Below are 17,234 nucleotides of genomic sequence, written 5' to 3' on the forward strand. Positions count from 1 at the left end.
TAATCTCACCGACCAAGACCTACGCAATTAAAACAGAGTCTTAAGCCCCGTGGGTCACGGCTTCGACCATGCGAAGAGCAGTTTTGGTTGCGGCACAGCCCCCACGCGCCGTACAGCGCAAATCAGGATGCATCATCGCACCAATTTTCACTGTCTGATCAACCAGTTCGTCATAGGCCAGAACCGCATCGAACCCGGCCAGAATGGCCGTCGCCGATGAAAAGGCGTGTGATACCCCGGCGACATTGCGCGCATGACACGGAACTTCAACATCCCCGCCGACCGGATCACAGACCAGGCCAAGCGTATTCATCAAACACATCGCGGCTGCGTCAAAGCATTGTTTGGCATCCCCGCCGTATGCTTGCGCAACACCCGCTGCTGCCATTGCCGCCGATGCGCCGGTTTCGACCGAACATCCGCCACATTCGGCGGCAAATGTCCCACGTGCAGCAAACACAGCCCCAATCACCGCCATGACTTGCAGCGCGTCAGTAGCACCTTCGATATCAATCCCATGGCGGATCAAGCCATACAGCGTTCCGGGCACAACACCGGCACTGCCCGCCGTTGGTGCTGCACAGACCAGCCCCCGGTTTGAATCACGCTCCATCGCCGACAATGCGCCCGCCATGGCATCCTGCAAAACCGCACCGCCAAGACCAGATGGCAGATTGGCATCGCGGACCTTCCGTGCGCGCAGAGTTAAAAACCGCATCACGTTGTCTTCAGGTTTGGCATCGAACCCTTCGGCAACCACACGCAGCATCAACTCACACCGTTCGCGGAAAAGGACGCGCGTCGCGTCGCGTGACAGGCCAAGGCGTTTGGCCTCCAGCACAAGGGCGGCATCGGCCAATGATCCGCCCTGCTCCTCGGCAACCGAGATCACAGCATCACTGGTTGAAAACAAATCCTCGGTCGCACAAACCGGATATTGCGATGCATCAGCATACCGAAGGTCGTTAACACCCTCACGCCCACGCACAGCCGCAATCAAATCCGCCCCCGGCAAAGATTGCAGGGAAACTTCAATGCGGTTGCGTTCCGGATCAACCGATGTTCCAAACAGCTTGTTGCCGCCCGCCGCCAGTTGCCCGGCGATACCATCGGCCGCCAAAACCGCCGCTTCGCCCCAGATAAAGACAGTAGCACTTTTACCCGTTTGAAAAACCGGCGCACCATTCATCGCGTCGATGTAATACATCCCCCCGCCAACTGATGCACCGGCATACAGATCGGTTCGCGCTTCCCCCTCGACGGTTTCTACCGTTAGTTCAAGGTCAACGCGGTTAGGATGGTTGTTGTTTTCAAGCTCACATATCTCAATGGTGAACTGAAATCCCTCACCCCGCATCACGCGCGGTAAGATATCGCGGTAATCCGTATCGGCAAGCTGCGCCCCGGCAAGACCGGCAGCAAAATTTTCATCCGAACTTTGCGCCTTATACACCGGCGCAAAAGAGCCGCGTGGATCAAACCTCACAACCGCATCTTTCAACACTTCCCCGTTTGAGCAAGACAGTTCACGCGCCAGTTTCGCCATCATATAGGGCGCAGCACAGTGCGAACTTGACGGCCCACGCATGACGGGACCAATAACGGAATTCAGCAGACTGATTTCTTGCATGACAGGATACTTTAAAGGGTCGCGGGAAAGTGCGATGTGGTCGATACAATATGTTCGAATGATCACCTGCTTATGATGCGAATGCAATCACCCAAACAAAAAATCCCCGGCCAATCGACCGGGGATTTTAAGAGCAAATAGCGTCCCTCGCAGCATTTTAACGCTGTTTGGTTTCCCATTCAGGATGCACGAAATACGGCGCATTCGATGGTGCCAGCGGATCACGCCCGCGAATGATATCAGCCGCCTTTTCGCCAATCATAATGGTCGGCGCATTCAGATTACCTGTGGCAATCGTTGGCATGATTGAACTATCGACCACGCGCAGGCCTTCGACGCCATACACACGGGTTTGCGCATCAACCACGGACATGTCATCACTGCCCATCTTGCATGAACATGACGGGTGATAGGCACTTTCGGCGTGATCGGCGACCCATGCATCAATTTCCGCATCTGTCTGGATATCCTTGCCAGGAGCAATTTCACGCCCGCGTAAATCGGCAAAGGCTTCCTGACCAAATATCTCACGGGTCAGGCGCACCGATGCGCGCATTTCTTCCCAGTCTTCGGGATGGCTCATATAATTTGGATCAATGATCGGACGGTCTTTGGGATCGGCTGATGCCAGTCGCACCGTGCCGCGTGATTTCGATCGCATCGGACCAATGTGGGCCTGAAAACCATCACCTTCGGCGGCCTTCGACCCATTGTAGTTAATCGCCGCTGGCATGAAGTGATACTGCAAGTCCGGATGCTTGACGCCTGCTTTGGATCGAATGAAACCACCCGCCTCGAAATGGTTAGTCGCACCAAGCCCGGTTTTAAACAGATACCATTCCAGACCGATCTTAAGTTTGCTCCACCAATCAAGCTTGCTGTTCAGGCTGACCGGTTTGGTGCATTCCATTTGAACATAAAGCTCAAGATGATCCTGAAGGTTTTCACCAACACCGGGAAGATCGGCGACAACATCAATGCCATGTTCGCGCAAATGAGCCGCTGGACCAATGCCCGACAACATCAAAAGTTTGGGCGAATTGATTGATCCCGCCGACAGGATGACTTCACGCTCAACCACCGCACGCTTTGTTTCGCCTTCATGGATGAACTCAACACCAATCGCACGTTTACCTTCAAAAACAACGCGCTGCGCGAATGCCTTATTGTAAACTGTGACGTTATCACGCTTGGCAGCCGGGTGAAGATACGCCTGTGCGGTGGACCAGCGACGGCCTTTATAGACCGTCATATCCATGGTCCCAAGCCCCTCCTGGCGATAGCCGTTCTGATCGTCAGTATGGGTATATCCGGCCTCAACACCTGCCTTCATCCATGCCTTGTGAAGATCATTTTGGCACGCCCCGGTGGTCACATGTAGCGGACCATCCCCGCCGTGATATTCATCGCCACCGGTATTTTCATTACGGGTATCGGCCTTGCGGAAATAGGGCAAGCACCGCGCATAATCCCATTCCTTAAGTGCGGCGTCTTCTTCGGCCCAGCGATTGTAATCAAGCGCGTGACCACGGACATAGGCCATCCCATTGATCGAACTTGAACCGCCCGAAACCCGCCCACGCGGCGTTTCCATGCGGCGGTTGTTCAGATTGGCTTGCGGTGTGGTCCAATAGGCCCAGTTATAGGTTTCCGACTGCATCGGATAAGACAAAGCAGTTGGCATATGAATGCGCCAATCCCACCAATGATCGACGGGGCCGGCTTCAAGGACCAGAACCTTAACATCATGGTCTTCAGATAACCGGTTGGCCAAAACAGCCCCGGCGGAGCCGGAACCGACAATTACGTAATCATATTTTTCAGTCTTGGTCGGGGTCGACATGTTTGATCCCTTTATCTTTCAAGCGTTGCGCGCAGCCATTGTCTGATTGGTAAAAGCCAATCAGTACGGCGCCTCTACATCGCCGGTTTCGACATAAACCGATTTAATGCGGGTATAATGTTCAATCGCCGCACGGCCATTTTCACGACCCACACCCGATTTCTTCACCCCACCAAACGGCATTTCAATTGGGGTAATGTTATAGGTGTTGATCCAGCAGGTCCCTGCTTCAAGGCGCGATACAACACGATGTCCGCGCGACAAATCCTTGGTAAAGACGCCTGCGGCCAAGCCATATGGCGTATCGTTGGCGCGCTTGATGGCTTCGTCTTCATCAGTGAATGTCAGAACCGACATTACGGGACCAAAGATTTCTTCACGCACGATGGTCATGTCATCAGTACATCCGGCAAAAACCGTCGGGGCAACAAACAGACCGCCTTCTGGCATGCCGTCTGAAACCGCATGGCCACCCAGAACGCATTTCGCGCCCTCTTTCTTGCCGGTTTCGATGAACGACATGATCTGGTCATACTGGGTTTTGGTCACAATCGGGCCGACCTGTGTATCGGGCTTTTCCGGATCGCCCAGCACAAGATCCTTGCTGCGCGCGATCAGTTTTTCGATGAAGGCATCGGCGACACTTTCATGGACAAAAACCCGCGTCCCGTTTGAACAGATCTGCCCCGATGAATAGAAGTTCGCCATCTGCGCACCCGACACCGCATTATCAAGATCGGCATCTTCAAACACGATCATCGGTGATTTGCCGCCAAGCTCCATGGTCACGGCCTTCATACCGCCCGCCGCAACAGATGCCACCTTGGCCCCGGTTGCCGCCGACCCGGTCAGCGATACTTTATCCACGCCGGGATGCTCAACCAGCGAAGCACCACATTCACGCGCACCCTGCACGACATTGTAAACACCATCTGGAAGACCTGCTTCCTGTAATGCCTCGGCCACCGCAATCGCCGACAGCGGAGTGACTTCGGATGGTTTGTAAACAACCGCATTCCCGCACGCCAAGGCCGGGGCAGCTTTCCAGCAGGCGATCTGGATCGGATAGTTCCATGCGCCAATCGCGGCACAAACGCCAACCGCTTCGCGGCGGGTATAGGCAAAGTTCGCCCCAAGGTCGATATGCTCACCGGCAAGGCTCCCGGCGACACCAGCGAAATATTCCAGGCACTCGACACCGGAAACCACATCGACAATTTCGGTTTCCTGAATGGCGCGGCCCGTGTCGCGGGTTTCAACCAGTGCCAGTTCATCGTTGTGATCGCGCAAAATCTGGGCGGCCTTGAACAACACACGCGCACGCTGAGCGGCAGGTGTCGCTTTCCAGATTTCAAATCCGGCCCGTGCGGCCTTTACCGCCGCATCAACATCGGCGGCTGTACTTTCATTGCCCTTGGCAAGAACAGTATTGGTCGCGGGGTTCAGCGTGGTCATTTCCGCGCCAGAACCGTTGGTTTTCTTGCCGTTGATGAAATTCTGTATCTGGTAAAGGCTCATGTCAAAACTCCTGCGGGCCGCATCCTAACCGGGCGACCGTAATCTTGGTGTGTCTGTTCGGCTCAGCGCGCCGGCGAATTGGCCAAATAGAGATGCATGGTACCCAGCACCATCACACGCGCGGCCCCGACATCTGCGCGCCCGGACGAAAGCCCCGAACGTACCCAGATGCCATCAATCATGGCCGCCATTGCGGCCGAAATTTCGTCTGCCCGCTGATCTGTTGTCAGCTGGCGCAGCTCGTGGCGTAAATTGGATGCCAGTCGCTGAAAATAGATGCTGTTGATCCGGTGCAACGCCTTTGAAAACGGCACCTGCGCCCAGAAGGATAACCACGCCACAGTCACCTGCGGGGTGAATTGTTCTTCATTAAAGTTGGTGTTTACAATCGCTTCGAGCCGATCAACCGGCGTTTTGGCGCGGTCCAGACGCATAAGGTAATCGTTGCGCAATTCCTGCATCAGAAAACGCATGGTTGCTTCGAGCAACGCGTTCTTGCCACCGAAATAATGCGAAATAATGCCCGATGACATCCCCGCCGCACTTGCGATACGCGAAATCGTCGTATCGGCAAACCCATGGCGGTGAATGGTTTCAATCGTTGCGTCGATCAACTGCCTGCGGCGTACAGGCTGCATACCAACTTTGGGCATTCAAGCAATCCAATTCAAAGCGATCTGAAGGGCTTGAAACCGCCGCAACGTCATGCAGCGTACTTTTTAACCCTTCTCAATTGACGTATCGGGAATATGCTGTATTTTAATTGAACAATCAATCAATAAAACACGCCGATATTTGCGGCGCAATGATCAAGGGTGCTTCCTTTGCTGCGCGGCTTTGCGGCTGTTTTTGTGATTATTCCGGTCCATACGGACAGGTTCGGGGGAACCTTTTCGTACGGCTCTGGGCGAGTGTTAGCGACAACGATATTGCGTTGATGTTCGTCTGGCCTCCGGAACCGAGAGCTTCTGCAGACCGCCGTTTGCGGTCCGCAGTAACATTAGGTTTACACAAGGGAGAACCAGAAACATGACCAATCTTTCCACTTTCGGCCGTCTTCTTGGCAGCACTATTATTGCCGGTGCACTTTTTGGTGCGGCAAGTGCCAAGGCTGCTGATAGCGAAGCCTGCAAAACCGTGACGTTCTCTGATGTTGGCTGGACCGACATCACCGCAACCACGGCAACCGCATCGGTTATTCTCGACGCATTGGGCTATAACACCGAAACCGAACTTCTGTCGGTTCCTGTCACCTACACCAGCCTTGCAAATGGCGACGTTGACGTATTCCTTGGCAACTGGATGCCAACCATGGCCGCTGACATCAAGCCGTACCTTGACAAAGGAACGGTTGTTAGCGCCGGTGCAAACCTTGAAGGGGCGAAATACACCCTTGCGGTTTCCAAGAACGCCTATGACGCAGGCCTGAAAGATTTCGCTGATATCGCCAAGTTCAAAGACAAACTTGATGGCGAGATTTATGGCATTGAACCGGGCAACGATGGCAACCGCCTGATCCAAGACATGATCGATGGCGATCAGTTCGGTCTCAGCGGTTTTGAACTGGTTGAATCTTCTGAACAGGGCATGCTGTCGGAAGTTAAGCGTAAATCATCGCGTGATCAGTTCATCGTCTTCCTGGGTTGGGAACCGCACCCGATGAACGCGAAATACGACATGGCCTATCTTGATGGTGGCGACGACGTGTTTGGTCCGAACTTTGGCGGTGCCACGGTTCATACCAACCTGCGAGCCGGCTACACAGATGAATGTCAGAATGCCGGTAAATTCGTTACCAACCTGAAATTCAGCCTCGCCATGGAAAACGAAATCATGGATGCGATCCTAAATGATGGCACCGACCCGGCCGAAGCAGCCTCCACTTGGCTTAAAGCCAACCCGGACGCGGCATATGCATGGCTTGATGGTGTCACCACCTTTGACGGTGGCGATGCAAAGGCCGCCCTTAAAAACGATCTTGGCCTGTAAGCTTCGCATCTAACCGGCAACGTCCGGTTTTATGATCCTGCCGATACGCCCCGCACCCGATAATTCGGACCTTTGCGTGGGCGTATCGTGCATTTAACTGATTTTAAAAACAAACGGAAATATTCCCATGGAATGGCTCACGGAAACCAAAATTCCGCTGGGACAGTGGATTTCGTCTTTGATGGATGCGCTGAACGAACATGCCGATTTCGTTTTCTATACCATCTCGGATGTTCTTGAATTCATTATTGAAAACACCATCGATTTTCTGCTGTGGCTCCCACCGCTTTTGATTATTGCCGGGTTTGGCGTGCTTGCGGCAGCACTGCATAGATCCTGGAAACTGACGGCCTTTACCGTTCTTTCCCTGCTGTTGATTGTCAATCTTGGCTATTGGGAAGAAACCATGGAAACACTGGCGCTTGTGATCTATGCGTCGCTGTTTTGCATGGTTATCGGGGTGCCGCTGGGTGTGGCATCCGCCCACCGCCCATGGCTGTATCAAGCCATGCGGCCGGTTCTTGATCTGATGCAGACGATCCCGACCTTTGTCTATCTGATCCCGACCCTGATCCTGTTTGGTCTGGGCGTTGTACCGGGACTGATTTCAACCGTTATCTTTGCCATTGCCGCCCCGATCCGCCTGACACACCTTGGCATTTCAAGTACGCCAAAGGCATTGCTTGAAGCGGGCGAAAGCTTTGGCTGCACGCCGCGCCAGTTGCTGTTTAAGGTCGAACTGCCGTCCGCCATGCCATCGATCATGGCCGGTCTGACCCAGTGCATCATGTTGTCGCTTTCTATGGTGGTGATTGCTGCCCTTGTCGGGGCAGATGGCCTTGGCAAACCGGTTGTGCGTGCATTGAACACCGTGAACATTGCCCAAGGGTTCGAAGCCGGTCTTGCGATTGTGATCCTTGCCATTGTGCTGGACCGCATCTGCCGTCGTGATAACAACGAAACATCGGGGCAGTGATCATGAGCAATGCTGTTGAATTTGATAATATCGACGTGATCTTCGGCAACCGTCAGGCAGAATCGCTAAAACTGCTCGATGACGGCAAAACACGCGCAGAAATTGCCAAGGTGACAAACAATGTCCTTGGCGTTGCCGATGTCAGCTTCAATGTCCCACAGGGCGAGATTTGCGTTTTGATGGGCCTGTCAGGGTCTGGTAAATCATCGCTTTTGCGCTGTGTGAACGGGTTGAACAAAGTCTCACGCGGGTCGCTACGGGTATATGATGGCGACTGGTCGGTCGACGTCACAAAGTGCGATGGCCCGACCTTGCGCAAATTGCGCCGTGAGTGTGTTGCCATGGTGTTTCAGCAATTTGGCCTTCTGCCGTGGCGGACCGTTGCCGAGAATGTCGGTTTCGGGCTTGAGCTCCGCGGCCTTGCCCCCAAGGAACGCCGCGACATCGTTGATGAAAAGCTGGCTCTTGTCGGTTTGGATCAATGGGCGGATAAATATGCCCATGAACTGTCGGGCGGTATGCAGCAGCGTGTTGGCCTTGCCCGTGCATTTGCCACCGACGCGCCGATCCTTTTGATGGATGAGCCGTTTTCGGCCCTTGATCCGCTGATCCGCAACCGTTTGCAGGACGAATTGCTTGATCTTCAGGAAAAGCTGAACAAAACCATCCTGTTTGTCAGCCATGACCTTGATGAAGCCATGAAACTTGGCAATTCCATTGCGATCATGGAAGGCGGCTATGTCGTTCAGCATGGCACGCCCGAAGACATCGCGCTTCGTCCGGCCAATGGTTATGTTGCCGACTTTGTTGCACATATGAACCCGGTCAATATCCTGCGCGGTCGCGCAATCATGCATCGCGTGACCAAGGATCAACGCGACGCAACCGGTGACATCACAATTGACGATGAAGATCTTCGCATCACGCTTGATGATGGGGTGGTTCAGGCCGCCAGCACGGCTGAAAGCGGGCAGCTCAAGCTGATCACATATGATGGCACCCTGCCCGTCGATCTTGATGCCACCGATAACTCGGTGATCTTTGTCGCACCTGATGATGTGCTGCTTAAAGTCCTGATTGAAATGCGATCGATCACCCAGAACCCGGTCATCCTGACCCGTGAGGGCAAGATATCGGGCACCTTGGGCCGTCGGGAATTCTTTGACAGTCTGACACAGACCGCATCTGCACCAGACTGATTTCAAATCATCACATTAAAAATGGCGGCTCAATCATGTGCCGCCATTTTTGTATGAGGAATTCAAATACAGCCTATCCGCCTGTTACCGGCGGAAACAGGGCAATTTCCGATGCCTTGGTCACATCGGTTTGCGGTGTTGCATATTCCTGATCAACCGCAACTCGAATGATGGCAGGTTCGGCCAGTGCATCGGCGAAGTTCGCCCCACGACCGGGCAGCCATACCAAAAGATCGGCAACGGTTTTCACATCTTCAGGCAGCTCAACGGTTTCTTCGGCCATGCCGATACGGTCTTTGACCCAGGAAAAATAGACCAGCTTCATATTCAATCCTGATGGTTGGCATTCAATGATAGACATGCTTACGCAATCAGTGTCATCGCGCAAGTCCTGATCCCGTGATTATGGATACACAAAATACCCCTCAGGCGCGTTTTCCAACCGTGCCGTTAGATTGTCGATGAAGAACCGTTCAGCACGGCTTTGCGACATGCGCGGGTTGGTGACAAGGTAAATGTCAATTGCGGGCGGCGCGTCATAGGGCGGCAACCGCCAAAGCTGCCCGCGTTCCGTGGCATTCTGCACAACGTGGATCGGAAGCGGGCCGATGCCAAGCCCGGCATTGATCAAGCGCCGGACTTCTTCGAGATGCGGACTGACCGCGACAACCTTGCCTTTCATCCCTTCCTGCGCGCGCAATACGGCGACGGGTGCCAGCGCATCGGAAAGCTGATCGGTGGAGAAGGACACAAAGGCCTCGCTTTTTAAATCGGCGAGTTTGAGGTCCTTTCGGCCAAACAAGTGATGCGTTGGCCCACAGAAAAACCCAAAATGTTCGCGGTAAAGCCGGCGATATTCCAATCGGGGATGCTGTTCGCGAACCAGACAGATGCCAAAGCTGGCCTGCTGGGACAGGACCTGATCAATCACATGGCCCGATGTTGCGACATTGATCTCATAGGTCACTTCCGGATGGGATCGGTTAAACTCGAACAACGCATCATCAAGTGGTGGAAACACCACATGACTGGCCAACCAAAGATGCAAATGCCCGGTCAATTGATTGCCGCTGTCTGACATCACATCAGACAGTCGCCCAATAGCGCCGCAGATTTCCCGGCACTCATGATAGAGTGCCAATCCCTGTTCGGTGACCTCAAACCGGCCGCGTTCCCGGTCAATCAGTCGCGCACCAATCTGGTCTTCAAGCCGCTTCAACGCGTTGCTGACACTGGGTTGGCGCAACAACAGCCGATTGGCCGCCCCGGTGATCGAACGTTCTTCGACAATCACGGTAAAGGTATGCAAAAGGTTCCAGTCAAACTGGCGGCGCAGCAGTTCATTCATACCCGTTTCTCCCCATTCCTTTGCCCCCATAGCCATTGGCTATGGGATCTATTCTACTTATCTATTTGCGCTATATGCAAGTCTGGGGTGGAATAGCTTCACCATTTAATCACGGCCAAATAAATTCGCACGGCACAGCCGGAGCATATAACGGGAGGCATAAATGGCCGCAGATATCGCCGGGGAGCGCAGAGCCCCGTGGGTGCTGTTATCACCATCGCTGGCAACAGTCGGGTTGCTTCTGATCATCCCGATGCTGTTTATCGTCGTGTATTCGTTCTGGTTGCGCACCGCGACCGGGGCGGATCAGGTTGGCTTTTATCTTGATAACTGGATTGAAGTGCTGGGCGACCGGTTTTACCGCGATATCCTGTTTCAGACCTTTGCCATCGCCTTTTACACTACGGTAATTTGTGCGTTTGTTGGCTATATCCCGGCCTATTTCGTTGCCAATACACCGATGAAGTCCAAGGCATTTTTGCTTTTGATGCTGATGCTGCCATTCTGGATCAGCTACATCATCCGCACCATGTCATGGATCAATATTCTGGGCACATCGGGCGCGCTTAACACGCTGTTTCTGTCGATTGGCATCATCGATGAACCGATACAGATGCTTTATAACCAGACGACCGTTGTATTGGGTCTGGTCCATTATCTGCTGCCGTTCATGATCCTCAATGTCTATGTCAGCCTTGATGGCATTGATAAAAACCTGACCGAAGCCGCCCAAAGTCTTGGCTGCACGGGATGGCAGGCATTTCGCGAAGTCACCCTGCCACTTTCAATGCCAGGCCTCGCTGCCGGATCGCTTTTGTGCTTTGTGCTGGCAGCGGGCACCTATATCACCCCGATTGTTCTGGGCGGACCGCGCGATGCGATGTTTGCCAACCTGGTGTTTGAGGCCATCGTTACCCAGCTCAACTGGCCGCTTGGATCGGCACTTTCACTCGTCCTGCTGGCCCTTCTGGGTGTGCTGGTCGTCATCTACACCCGTTATCTTGGCGTCGATCAAATCGCCAAGAGTTTCAAGTAAGGGGCAAGAAGATGAAAATCATGTCTGGCTGGTCCCTGATCCGAATTGCCACGATCCTTGTCTATCTGTTCTTGTTTGCCCCGGTCGCGGTTGTGATCCTGCTGGCGTTTAACGCCAATCAGTTTGGCGGCTTTCCGATCGAGGGATTCTCGTTGCGCTGGTTTGATGCGCTTTGGAACAATGACGCCATTGTGCGGGCGTTTAAAACTTCACTCTTGCTGGGGCTTTTGACCAGTGCGATTTCGACCACATTGGGCACCCTCGCCGCCCTTGCCATGGTCAGATACGATTTTCCGGGAAAACGGACCATTTCGACCCTGTTGGTTGCCCCGATCCTGATCCCGGAAGTCGTTCTGGCCGTGGCATTGCTGCTGTTCTTGCAGTTCCTGTCCATGCCCAAAAGCTTTGGCCTTCTTTTGATGGGGCATGTGGTCTTTACCCTACCGTTTGTTGTGCTGGTGGTTCAGGCCCGGCTTGTCTCCATCCGTCGCGACGTCGAAGAAGCCGCCATGAGCCTTGGCGCCACACCGATCCAGACATTCTTTGAAATCACCCTGCCCTTGATGCTCCCGGCGGTGCTGGCTGGGATGTTGTTTTCATTCACGATTTCTTTTGATGACATCACCGGCACGCTGTTCTGGAAACCCGGTGGGGTTGAAACCGTCCCGACCCAGATTTTCGCCATGCTGCGCAATTCCATCAGCCCGGAAATCAACGCGCTGGGCGCTGTGATGGTGATCTTTACCATTGCGCTGCCACTGGTGGCGGCATCGGTATCACGCGTTCTTTCAATGCGCAAAATACGCGCTAGCAATCGTGCAAGTAACCGCTCTGAACAAACTGCCTAATACGGACCTTGAATATCGCGGGAAACCGCCAAAACCAACAACAAGACCAATACAATAACAACGACCAAGAACATAACCGATTAACGGATAATTCCTTATCAGGAGGCCTAAATGGACGATACCAAACGTTACGAACGCCTGCTTAATCGCTATCGCGACGGTGACATCAGCCGCCGTACTTTCCTGACCGCCCTTGGTGCTGCCGGTGTTGTTGCCGGTGTCACGGGTGGCCCGATGGGCATGCTGGCCCGCAAGGCACATGCAGCCACACCTGAACAGGTCCGCTTTGACGGTTGGGGCGGCGTTGTGTCCGAGGCGTTTGAAAAATATGCCTTCGCGCCCTATACCGAAAAAACCGGCATCGACGTTGTCTCGGGCACCTTTGGCGGTGCGGATGAATATATCGCAGGTGTCAAAGCCGGTCAGCCGGGTGAGTTTAACCTCGCCCATCTTTCCGGTGTGTTTGACTATGCCCGTTATCATGGTCTGGAACTGACGTCGGAACTGAACGAAGACAACATTCCAAACCTGAAAAACGTCATCCCCAGCCTGATTGAGCCGCTGCGCAAAATCACCGGCGGCACACTGTCGGCTGTACCATATGATTATGGCACCACCGGCATTGCCTATAACCGCAAATACATCAGCGATGAAGAAGCCAAGGCCAAAGGTGCAAAACTGATGGTCGATGAAGCCTACAAAGGCAAAATCGGCGGCTGGGGCGAATGGAAAACCCGTATCTGGTACGGCGCACTTCAGTCCGATCAGGATCCGAACAACATCAAGGACATTGATGCGGTTTGGGACATGATCCGTTCGCACCGTGATCTGGCTCTTAAGTATTGGAGTTCAGGGGCGGAATTGATGAGCCTTCTGGCCGAAGAAGAAATCTATGTCACCGAAGGCTGGTCTGGCCGTATCAAGGCACTTCAGGATCAGGGCCATGACATCGGCTATCATGATCCGGCTGGTGGCCTGGGGTGGCAGGAATGCATCTTTGTCCTGCGCGGAAGCCCGATGGCCGCCTGTGAAGAGCTTCTGAACTTCATGCTTGAACCCGAAGTCGCGATTGCGGTTGCCGAAGGTCAAAGCTATCCGCCTGCCCTTGATCCGAACAAAGTCGAACTTGGCAAGATCATCCCGACCTTGCCAGCATTCGATCCGTCCGGAACGCTTTCATCACTCAGCTTCTTCGATCCGGCGTATTGGAACGAAAACGAAGCTGACTGGTCGAAAACCTTCTCCCGTGTGCAGCGCGGCTACTAAGCCGTTCCTGCTTACGTGAACCGGTGTCCTGGCCATTGCACAACCGGCCAGGACACCTTCGCCGCCTTTTTCAAGGTGCGGCTTATTTCTGACAGGGTATATAACAATGGCAGACACCGAAAACGCCGTTGAACTGCAAAATGTCGTCAAACGCTACGGCGAATTTACTGCCGTCAAACGCATTGACCTGACCGTACCAGACAACAGTTTCGTCACGTTTCTGGGTCCGTCGGGCTGTGGAAAAACCACGACATTGCGCATGATTGCCGGTTTGACCGACATCACCGAGGGCGATTTACTGATCCGGGGTAAGCGGGTCAACAGCCTGCCGATCCACAAGCGCAATCTGGGCCTTGTGTTTCAGAACTATGCCCTGTTCCCCCATAAATCGATTTTCGACAATATTGCCTTTGGCCTGAAATACCGCAAAATCAGCAAGTCTGACATCCGCGACAAGGTCAATCGGGCCCTTGATCTGGTACAATTGCCCAATGTTGCCGAACGCTATCCCAATCAGCTTTCCGGCGGGCAGCAGCAGCGTATTGCACTGGCCCGTGCGATTGTGATCGAACCCGATGTTTTGCTGCTTGATGAACCGCTATCGGCCCTTGATGCCAATCTCCGCGAAGAAATGCGCGTCGAGCTTAAACGCATTCAGCGCGAACTGGGTATTGCCACGGTATTCGTCACCCATGACCAGTCCGAGGCATTGGCGATGTCTGACAAACTTGTTGTGATGAACAATGGCTTTGTCGAACAGGAAGGCGCGCCCCAAGACGTCTATAACAATCCGGCGTCGGCCTTTGTTGCCGACTTCCTTGGCCATTCAAATATCATTGCCGGTGCCCTTGGCGGTCCCGATGCGGCCTTTACCAATGTAAACTTGCAATCGGGCGAAACACTTTTGACCACCGATGAACAAACGGCCAAGGCCAATGGCTCCAAAGACGTCCGTGCGGTCATTCGAGCGGAAAAAATTGGTCTGTCCGAACAGGACGGATCGGGTGACGGCGTTATTTCCATTCCCGGCAAGATCAAGACGGTCGATTATCTCGGTCAACAGGCCCGATATTTTGTCGAAGCCAATGGCCGCGACTGGCAGGTCATAAATCCGATAGATGCCCGCCCCCATCAGGAAGGTGCCGATATCTTTATGCATATCGCTGCTCGTAATTGTGTGTTGTTGCCCGGTCACCAGGATTGATTTCACCAAGATCGACTTGCCAATCTGACCGGATCAGGAGAGCCACCAAAAATGACGCATACCGACAAAGCCCCGGTCGGTCACAACCGGGAATCCCGCCTGTTTTACCAAAGCCGGTCGCGCCGTCCGCTGATTGACCGTGCAAAAGGCGTCTATATGTGGGACGTCGATGGCAAACGCTATATCGATGCATCCAGCGGCGCCATGGTCAGCAATATCGGCCATAGCGACCCGCGCGTGATCGCCGCGATGAATGCACAGCTTGAAAAAGCCAGTTTTGCCTATCGCCTGCATTTTGAAAATGATGCGGCGGAAAACCTTGCGTGGCGTTTGGCTGAACGCGCACCGGGTGATCTGGAACGGGTCTTCTTTGTGTCTGGTGGGTCCGAGGCAGTCGAAAGCTGCATCAAGCTTGCCCGCCAATATGCATTGGCGAAGGGTGATGCCCAACGCACCAAGGTTATTTCACGGTTTCCAAGCTATCACGGCGCAACACTGGGCGCGCTGGCCCTGACCGGCTATACGCCAATGCATGCGCCCTTTGCACCGATGATGGTTGATCAACCGAAAATCCCCGCCCCGACCTGTTATCTGGATCGCGATGATCTGACCGACCATGAACGCGGCATCAAATATGCCAACATGCTTGAGGCTGAAATCCTAAAACAGGGTCCCGAAACCGTCCTTGGCTTCATCATGGAACCGGTTGGCGGGGCGGCGACCGGGGCACTGGTTGCACCCGACAGTTATTATCACCGCATTCGTGAAATTTGCGATCACTACGGCATCCTTCTGATCTATGACGAGGTCATGACCGGTGCCGGTCGTACCGGCAAATATTTCGCCGCCGAACATTGGGGCATCACGCCCGATATCCTTGCCGTGTCCAAAGGATTGGCCGCAGGATACGCCCCACTTGGCGCGATGATTGCGCCCGACCGCATTGTCGGACCGGTGCTGGATCACGGCGGGTTCATTCATGGTTATACCTATGCCGGAAATCCGCTTGCCTGTGCGGCGGGCAATGCGGTTCTCGATGTCATTGATGAGGACGGACTTCTTGAAAATGCCGCAACCAGTGGGGCTGCGTTAAAGGCCGAACTTGGTAAACTTGCCGATGACTTCACCATGATCGGTGATGTGCGCGGCCTTGGTTTGTTGCTCGCCATTGAGTTGGTTAAAAACCGCAGCACCATGGAACCACTTGATCCCAAACATACGGCAGCCGCCCGTTTGGTCGATATCGCCTATGACATGGGCCTGATCATTTACTGGCGCCGCACACGCGGCGGGTATCGTGGCGATCATGTGATGATCTGCCCGCCGATGTCGATCACCCCGGATCAGTTTGCCGACATTCTGGGTCCGCTGCGCGCCGCCCTTAGCGACCTTCAGGACGAACTTGCCCTTGCCGGAGCCTTCTCATGAGCCGCAAAGTCATCATTACCTGTGCGATTACGGGATCGGTTCATACCCCATCCATGAGCCCGCATTTGCCCATCACCCCCGATGACATTGCCAAACAGGCGATTGATGCCGCCAATGCCGGGGCATCGATCCTGCATCTGCATGCGCGTGATCCCAAAACCGGATTTCCCAGCCCCGACCCCGATCTGTTTTTAGAATTCCTGCCCAAGATCAAGGCCGAAACAGATGCGGTGATCAACATATCAACCGGCGGCGGCATGACCATGACGGTCAAGGACCGCATTCGCGCCGCCAGCATTGCCGCCCCCGAAATGGCATCGCTGAATATGGGAACCATGAATTTTGGATTATTTCCCGCCCTTGTGGTGGATCGTGACTGGCAACATGACTGGGAACCAGAATTCCTTGAAAACAGCCGCGACTTTGTTTTCAAAAACACCTTTGCCGACATCGAAACCATTCTCGCCGATCTGGGGGATGCCAATGGCACGCGGTTTGAATTTGAATGTTACGACGTCGGGCACCTTTATACGCTGGCTCATTTTGTTGACCGCGGCCTGATCAAAGGCCCGCTTTTCATCCAGTTTGTAATGGGCATTCTGGGCGGCATTGGTGCCGACCCGGATAACCTCGCCCATCTTAAACGTACCGCCGACAAGCTGTTTGGCGACCAATACCAGTTTTCGGTTTTAGGCGCGGGCCGCCATCAGATGCCGCTTGCCAGCATGGCCGCCGACATGGGCGGAAACGTGCGGGTCGGGCTGGAAGACAACCTCTATCTGCGCAAGGGTGAACTGGCCCCCGATAACGCATCCCAAGTCCGTAAAATCCGCGAGGTTCTTGACGGATTATCGCTTGAAATCGCAACCCCCAATGATGCCCGTGCTCAACTTGGGCTGAAAGGCGGCGATAAGGTTGCCTTTTAGCCAAAACACCATCGCGCGACCAG

At 54.1% G+C, this 17,234-nt stretch carries 15 protein-coding genes; 9 read left to right on the plus strand and 6 right to left on the minus strand.

Going from position 1 to position 17,234, the window contains the following annotated elements:
• Positions 1-40: 40 nt before the first annotated feature.
• The 4 genes from AMM48_RS03105 to betI form a co-directional block, all read right to left on the minus strand.
• On the minus strand, positions 41-1,630 hold the full coding sequence (locus AMM48_RS03105; protein WP_102782848.1) for an L-serine ammonia-lyase, iron-sulfur-dependent, subunit alpha: 1,590 nt from the start codon (positions 1,628-1,630) through the stop codon (positions 41-43).
• Positions 1,631-1,787: 157 nt separating this feature from the next.
• Positions 1,788-3,473: a choline dehydrogenase gene (gene betA / locus AMM48_RS03110; protein WP_102782849.1), complete on the minus strand. Its 1,686-nt coding sequence runs from the start codon at positions 3,471-3,473 to the stop codon at positions 1,788-1,790.
• Positions 3,474-3,533: 60 nt separating this feature from the next.
• Positions 3,534-4,991 carry a betaine-aldehyde dehydrogenase gene (gene betB, locus AMM48_RS03115; protein WP_102782850.1) on the minus strand — a complete coding sequence of 486 codons (1,458 nt, stop codon included), beginning with the start codon at positions 4,989-4,991 and terminating at the stop codon, positions 3,534-3,536.
• Between the two features lie 62 nt (positions 4,992-5,053).
• On the minus strand, positions 5,054-5,644 hold the full coding sequence (gene betI, locus AMM48_RS03120; RefSeq protein ID WP_022732443.1) for a transcriptional regulator BetI: 591 nt from the start codon (positions 5,642-5,644) through the stop codon (positions 5,054-5,056).
• 376 nt (positions 5,645-6,020) lie between these two features.
• Here betI and AMM48_RS03125 point away from each other — a divergent pair, with 376 nt between their 5' ends.
• The 3 genes from AMM48_RS03125 to choV all read left to right on the plus strand — a co-directional run bounded on the left by AMM48_RS03125 (position 6,021) and on the right by choV (position 9,155).
• On the plus strand, positions 6,021-6,980 hold the full coding sequence (locus AMM48_RS03125; protein ID WP_102782851.1) for a choline ABC transporter substrate-binding protein: 960 nt from the start codon (positions 6,021-6,023) through the stop codon (positions 6,978-6,980).
• Positions 6,981-7,107: 127 nt separating this feature from the next.
• A complete protein-coding gene (gene choW / locus AMM48_RS03130; protein ID WP_102782852.1) occupies positions 7,108-7,956 on the plus strand; it encodes a choline ABC transporter permease subunit in 849 nt (282 codons plus the stop codon).
• 2 nt (positions 7,957-7,958) lie between these two features.
• Positions 7,959-9,155, plus strand: coding sequence for a choline ABC transporter ATP-binding protein (choV, locus tag AMM48_RS03135; RefSeq protein WP_102782853.1), 1,197 nt, complete (start codon positions 7,959-7,961; stop codon positions 9,153-9,155).
• Between the two features lie 73 nt (positions 9,156-9,228).
• Here choV and moaD read toward each other — a convergent pair whose 3' ends face one another.
• Complete coding sequence (gene moaD, locus AMM48_RS03140) at positions 9,229-9,480, minus strand: molybdopterin converting factor subunit 1 (protein ID WP_102782854.1); 252 nt, start codon at positions 9,478-9,480, stop codon at positions 9,229-9,231.
• Between the two features lie 78 nt (positions 9,481-9,558).
• Positions 9,559-10,503: a LysR family transcriptional regulator gene (locus AMM48_RS03145; RefSeq protein ID WP_240626345.1), complete on the minus strand. Its 945-nt coding sequence runs from the start codon at positions 10,501-10,503 to the stop codon at positions 9,559-9,561.
• Between the two features lie 163 nt (positions 10,504-10,666).
• Here AMM48_RS03145 and AMM48_RS03150 point away from each other — a divergent pair, with 163 nt between their 5' ends.
• The 6 genes from AMM48_RS03150 to AMM48_RS03175 all read left to right on the plus strand — a co-directional run bounded on the left by AMM48_RS03150 (position 10,667) and on the right by AMM48_RS03175 (position 17,211).
• Positions 10,667-11,539, plus strand: a complete 873-nt coding sequence (locus AMM48_RS03150) for an ABC transporter permease (protein WP_101300725.1) — start codon at positions 10,667-10,669, stop codon at positions 11,537-11,539.
• Positions 11,540-11,550: 11 nt separating this feature from the next.
• Positions 11,551-12,387: an ABC transporter permease gene (locus tag AMM48_RS03155; RefSeq protein WP_244271102.1), complete on the plus strand. Its 837-nt coding sequence runs from the start codon at positions 11,551-11,553 to the stop codon at positions 12,385-12,387.
• Between the two features lie 111 nt (positions 12,388-12,498).
• Positions 12,499-13,653 carry an extracellular solute-binding protein gene (locus AMM48_RS03160; RefSeq protein WP_102782855.1) on the plus strand — a complete coding sequence of 385 codons (1,155 nt, stop codon included), beginning with the start codon at positions 12,499-12,501 and terminating at the stop codon, positions 13,651-13,653.
• 106 nt (positions 13,654-13,759) lie between these two features.
• Positions 13,760-14,857, plus strand: coding sequence for an ABC transporter ATP-binding protein (locus AMM48_RS03165; RefSeq protein WP_102782856.1), 1,098 nt, complete (start codon positions 13,760-13,762; stop codon positions 14,855-14,857).
• Positions 14,858-14,908: 51 nt separating this feature from the next.
• Complete coding sequence (locus AMM48_RS03170) at positions 14,909-16,285, plus strand: aspartate aminotransferase family protein (protein WP_102782857.1); 1,377 nt, start codon at positions 14,909-14,911, stop codon at positions 16,283-16,285.
• Positions 16,282-17,211 (plus strand): 3-keto-5-aminohexanoate cleavage protein, encoded by a 930-nt coding sequence (locus AMM48_RS03175; RefSeq protein ID WP_102782858.1) that lies wholly within the window; start codon positions 16,282-16,284, stop codon positions 17,209-17,211. The genes AMM48_RS03170 and AMM48_RS03175 overlap by 4 nt, the downstream gene beginning before the upstream one ends.
• Positions 17,212-17,234 lie beyond the last annotated feature (23 nt).

The organism is Thalassospira sp. GB04J01 (assembly GCF_000751115.1).
Classification (GTDB): domain Bacteria; phylum Pseudomonadota; class Alphaproteobacteria; order Rhodospirillales; family Thalassospiraceae; genus Thalassospira; species Thalassospira lucentensis.

What these genes read in the sequence shown, in the direction of transcription:
- AMM48_RS03105 (WP_102782848.1), bottom strand. Translation starts at nt 1,630, where the DNA reads ATGCAAGAAATCAGTCTGCTGAATTCCGTTATTGGTCCCGTCATGCGT.
- betA (WP_102782849.1), bottom strand. Translation starts at nt 3,473, where the DNA reads ATGTCGACCCCGACCAAGACTGAAAAATATGATTACGTAATTGTCGGT.
- betB (WP_102782850.1), bottom strand. Translation starts at nt 4,991, where the DNA reads ATGAGCCTTTACCAGATACAGAATTTCATCAACGGCAAGAAAACCAAC.
- betI (WP_022732443.1), bottom strand. Translation starts at nt 5,644, where the DNA reads ATGCCCAAAGTTGGTATGCAGCCTGTACGCCGCAGGCAGTTGATCGAC.
- AMM48_RS03125 (WP_102782851.1), top strand. Translation starts at nt 6,021, where the DNA reads ATGACCAATCTTTCCACTTTCGGCCGTCTTCTTGGCAGCACTATTATT.
- choW (WP_102782852.1), top strand. Translation starts at nt 7,108, where the DNA reads ATGGAATGGCTCACGGAAACCAAAATTCCGCTGGGACAGTGGATTTCG.
- choV (WP_102782853.1), top strand. Translation starts at nt 7,959, where the DNA reads ATGAGCAATGCTGTTGAATTTGATAATATCGACGTGATCTTCGGCAAC.
- moaD (WP_102782854.1), bottom strand. Translation starts at nt 9,480, where the DNA reads ATGAAGCTGGTCTATTTTTCCTGGGTCAAAGACCGTATCGGCATGGCC.
- AMM48_RS03145 (WP_240626345.1), bottom strand. Translation starts at nt 10,503, where the DNA reads ATGAATGAACTGCTGCGCCGCCAGTTTGACTGGAACCTTTTGCATACC.
- AMM48_RS03150 (WP_101300725.1), top strand. Translation starts at nt 10,667, where the DNA reads ATGGCCGCAGATATCGCCGGGGAGCGCAGAGCCCCGTGGGTGCTGTTA.
- AMM48_RS03155 (WP_244271102.1), top strand. Translation starts at nt 11,551, where the DNA reads ATGAAAATCATGTCTGGCTGGTCCCTGATCCGAATTGCCACGATCCTT.
- AMM48_RS03160 (WP_102782855.1), top strand. Translation starts at nt 12,499, where the DNA reads ATGGACGATACCAAACGTTACGAACGCCTGCTTAATCGCTATCGCGAC.
- AMM48_RS03165 (WP_102782856.1), top strand. Translation starts at nt 13,760, where the DNA reads ATGGCAGACACCGAAAACGCCGTTGAACTGCAAAATGTCGTCAAACGC.
- AMM48_RS03170 (WP_102782857.1), top strand. Translation starts at nt 14,909, where the DNA reads ATGACGCATACCGACAAAGCCCCGGTCGGTCACAACCGGGAATCCCGC.
- AMM48_RS03175 (WP_102782858.1), top strand. Translation starts at nt 16,282, where the DNA reads ATGAGCCGCAAAGTCATCATTACCTGTGCGATTACGGGATCGGTTCAT.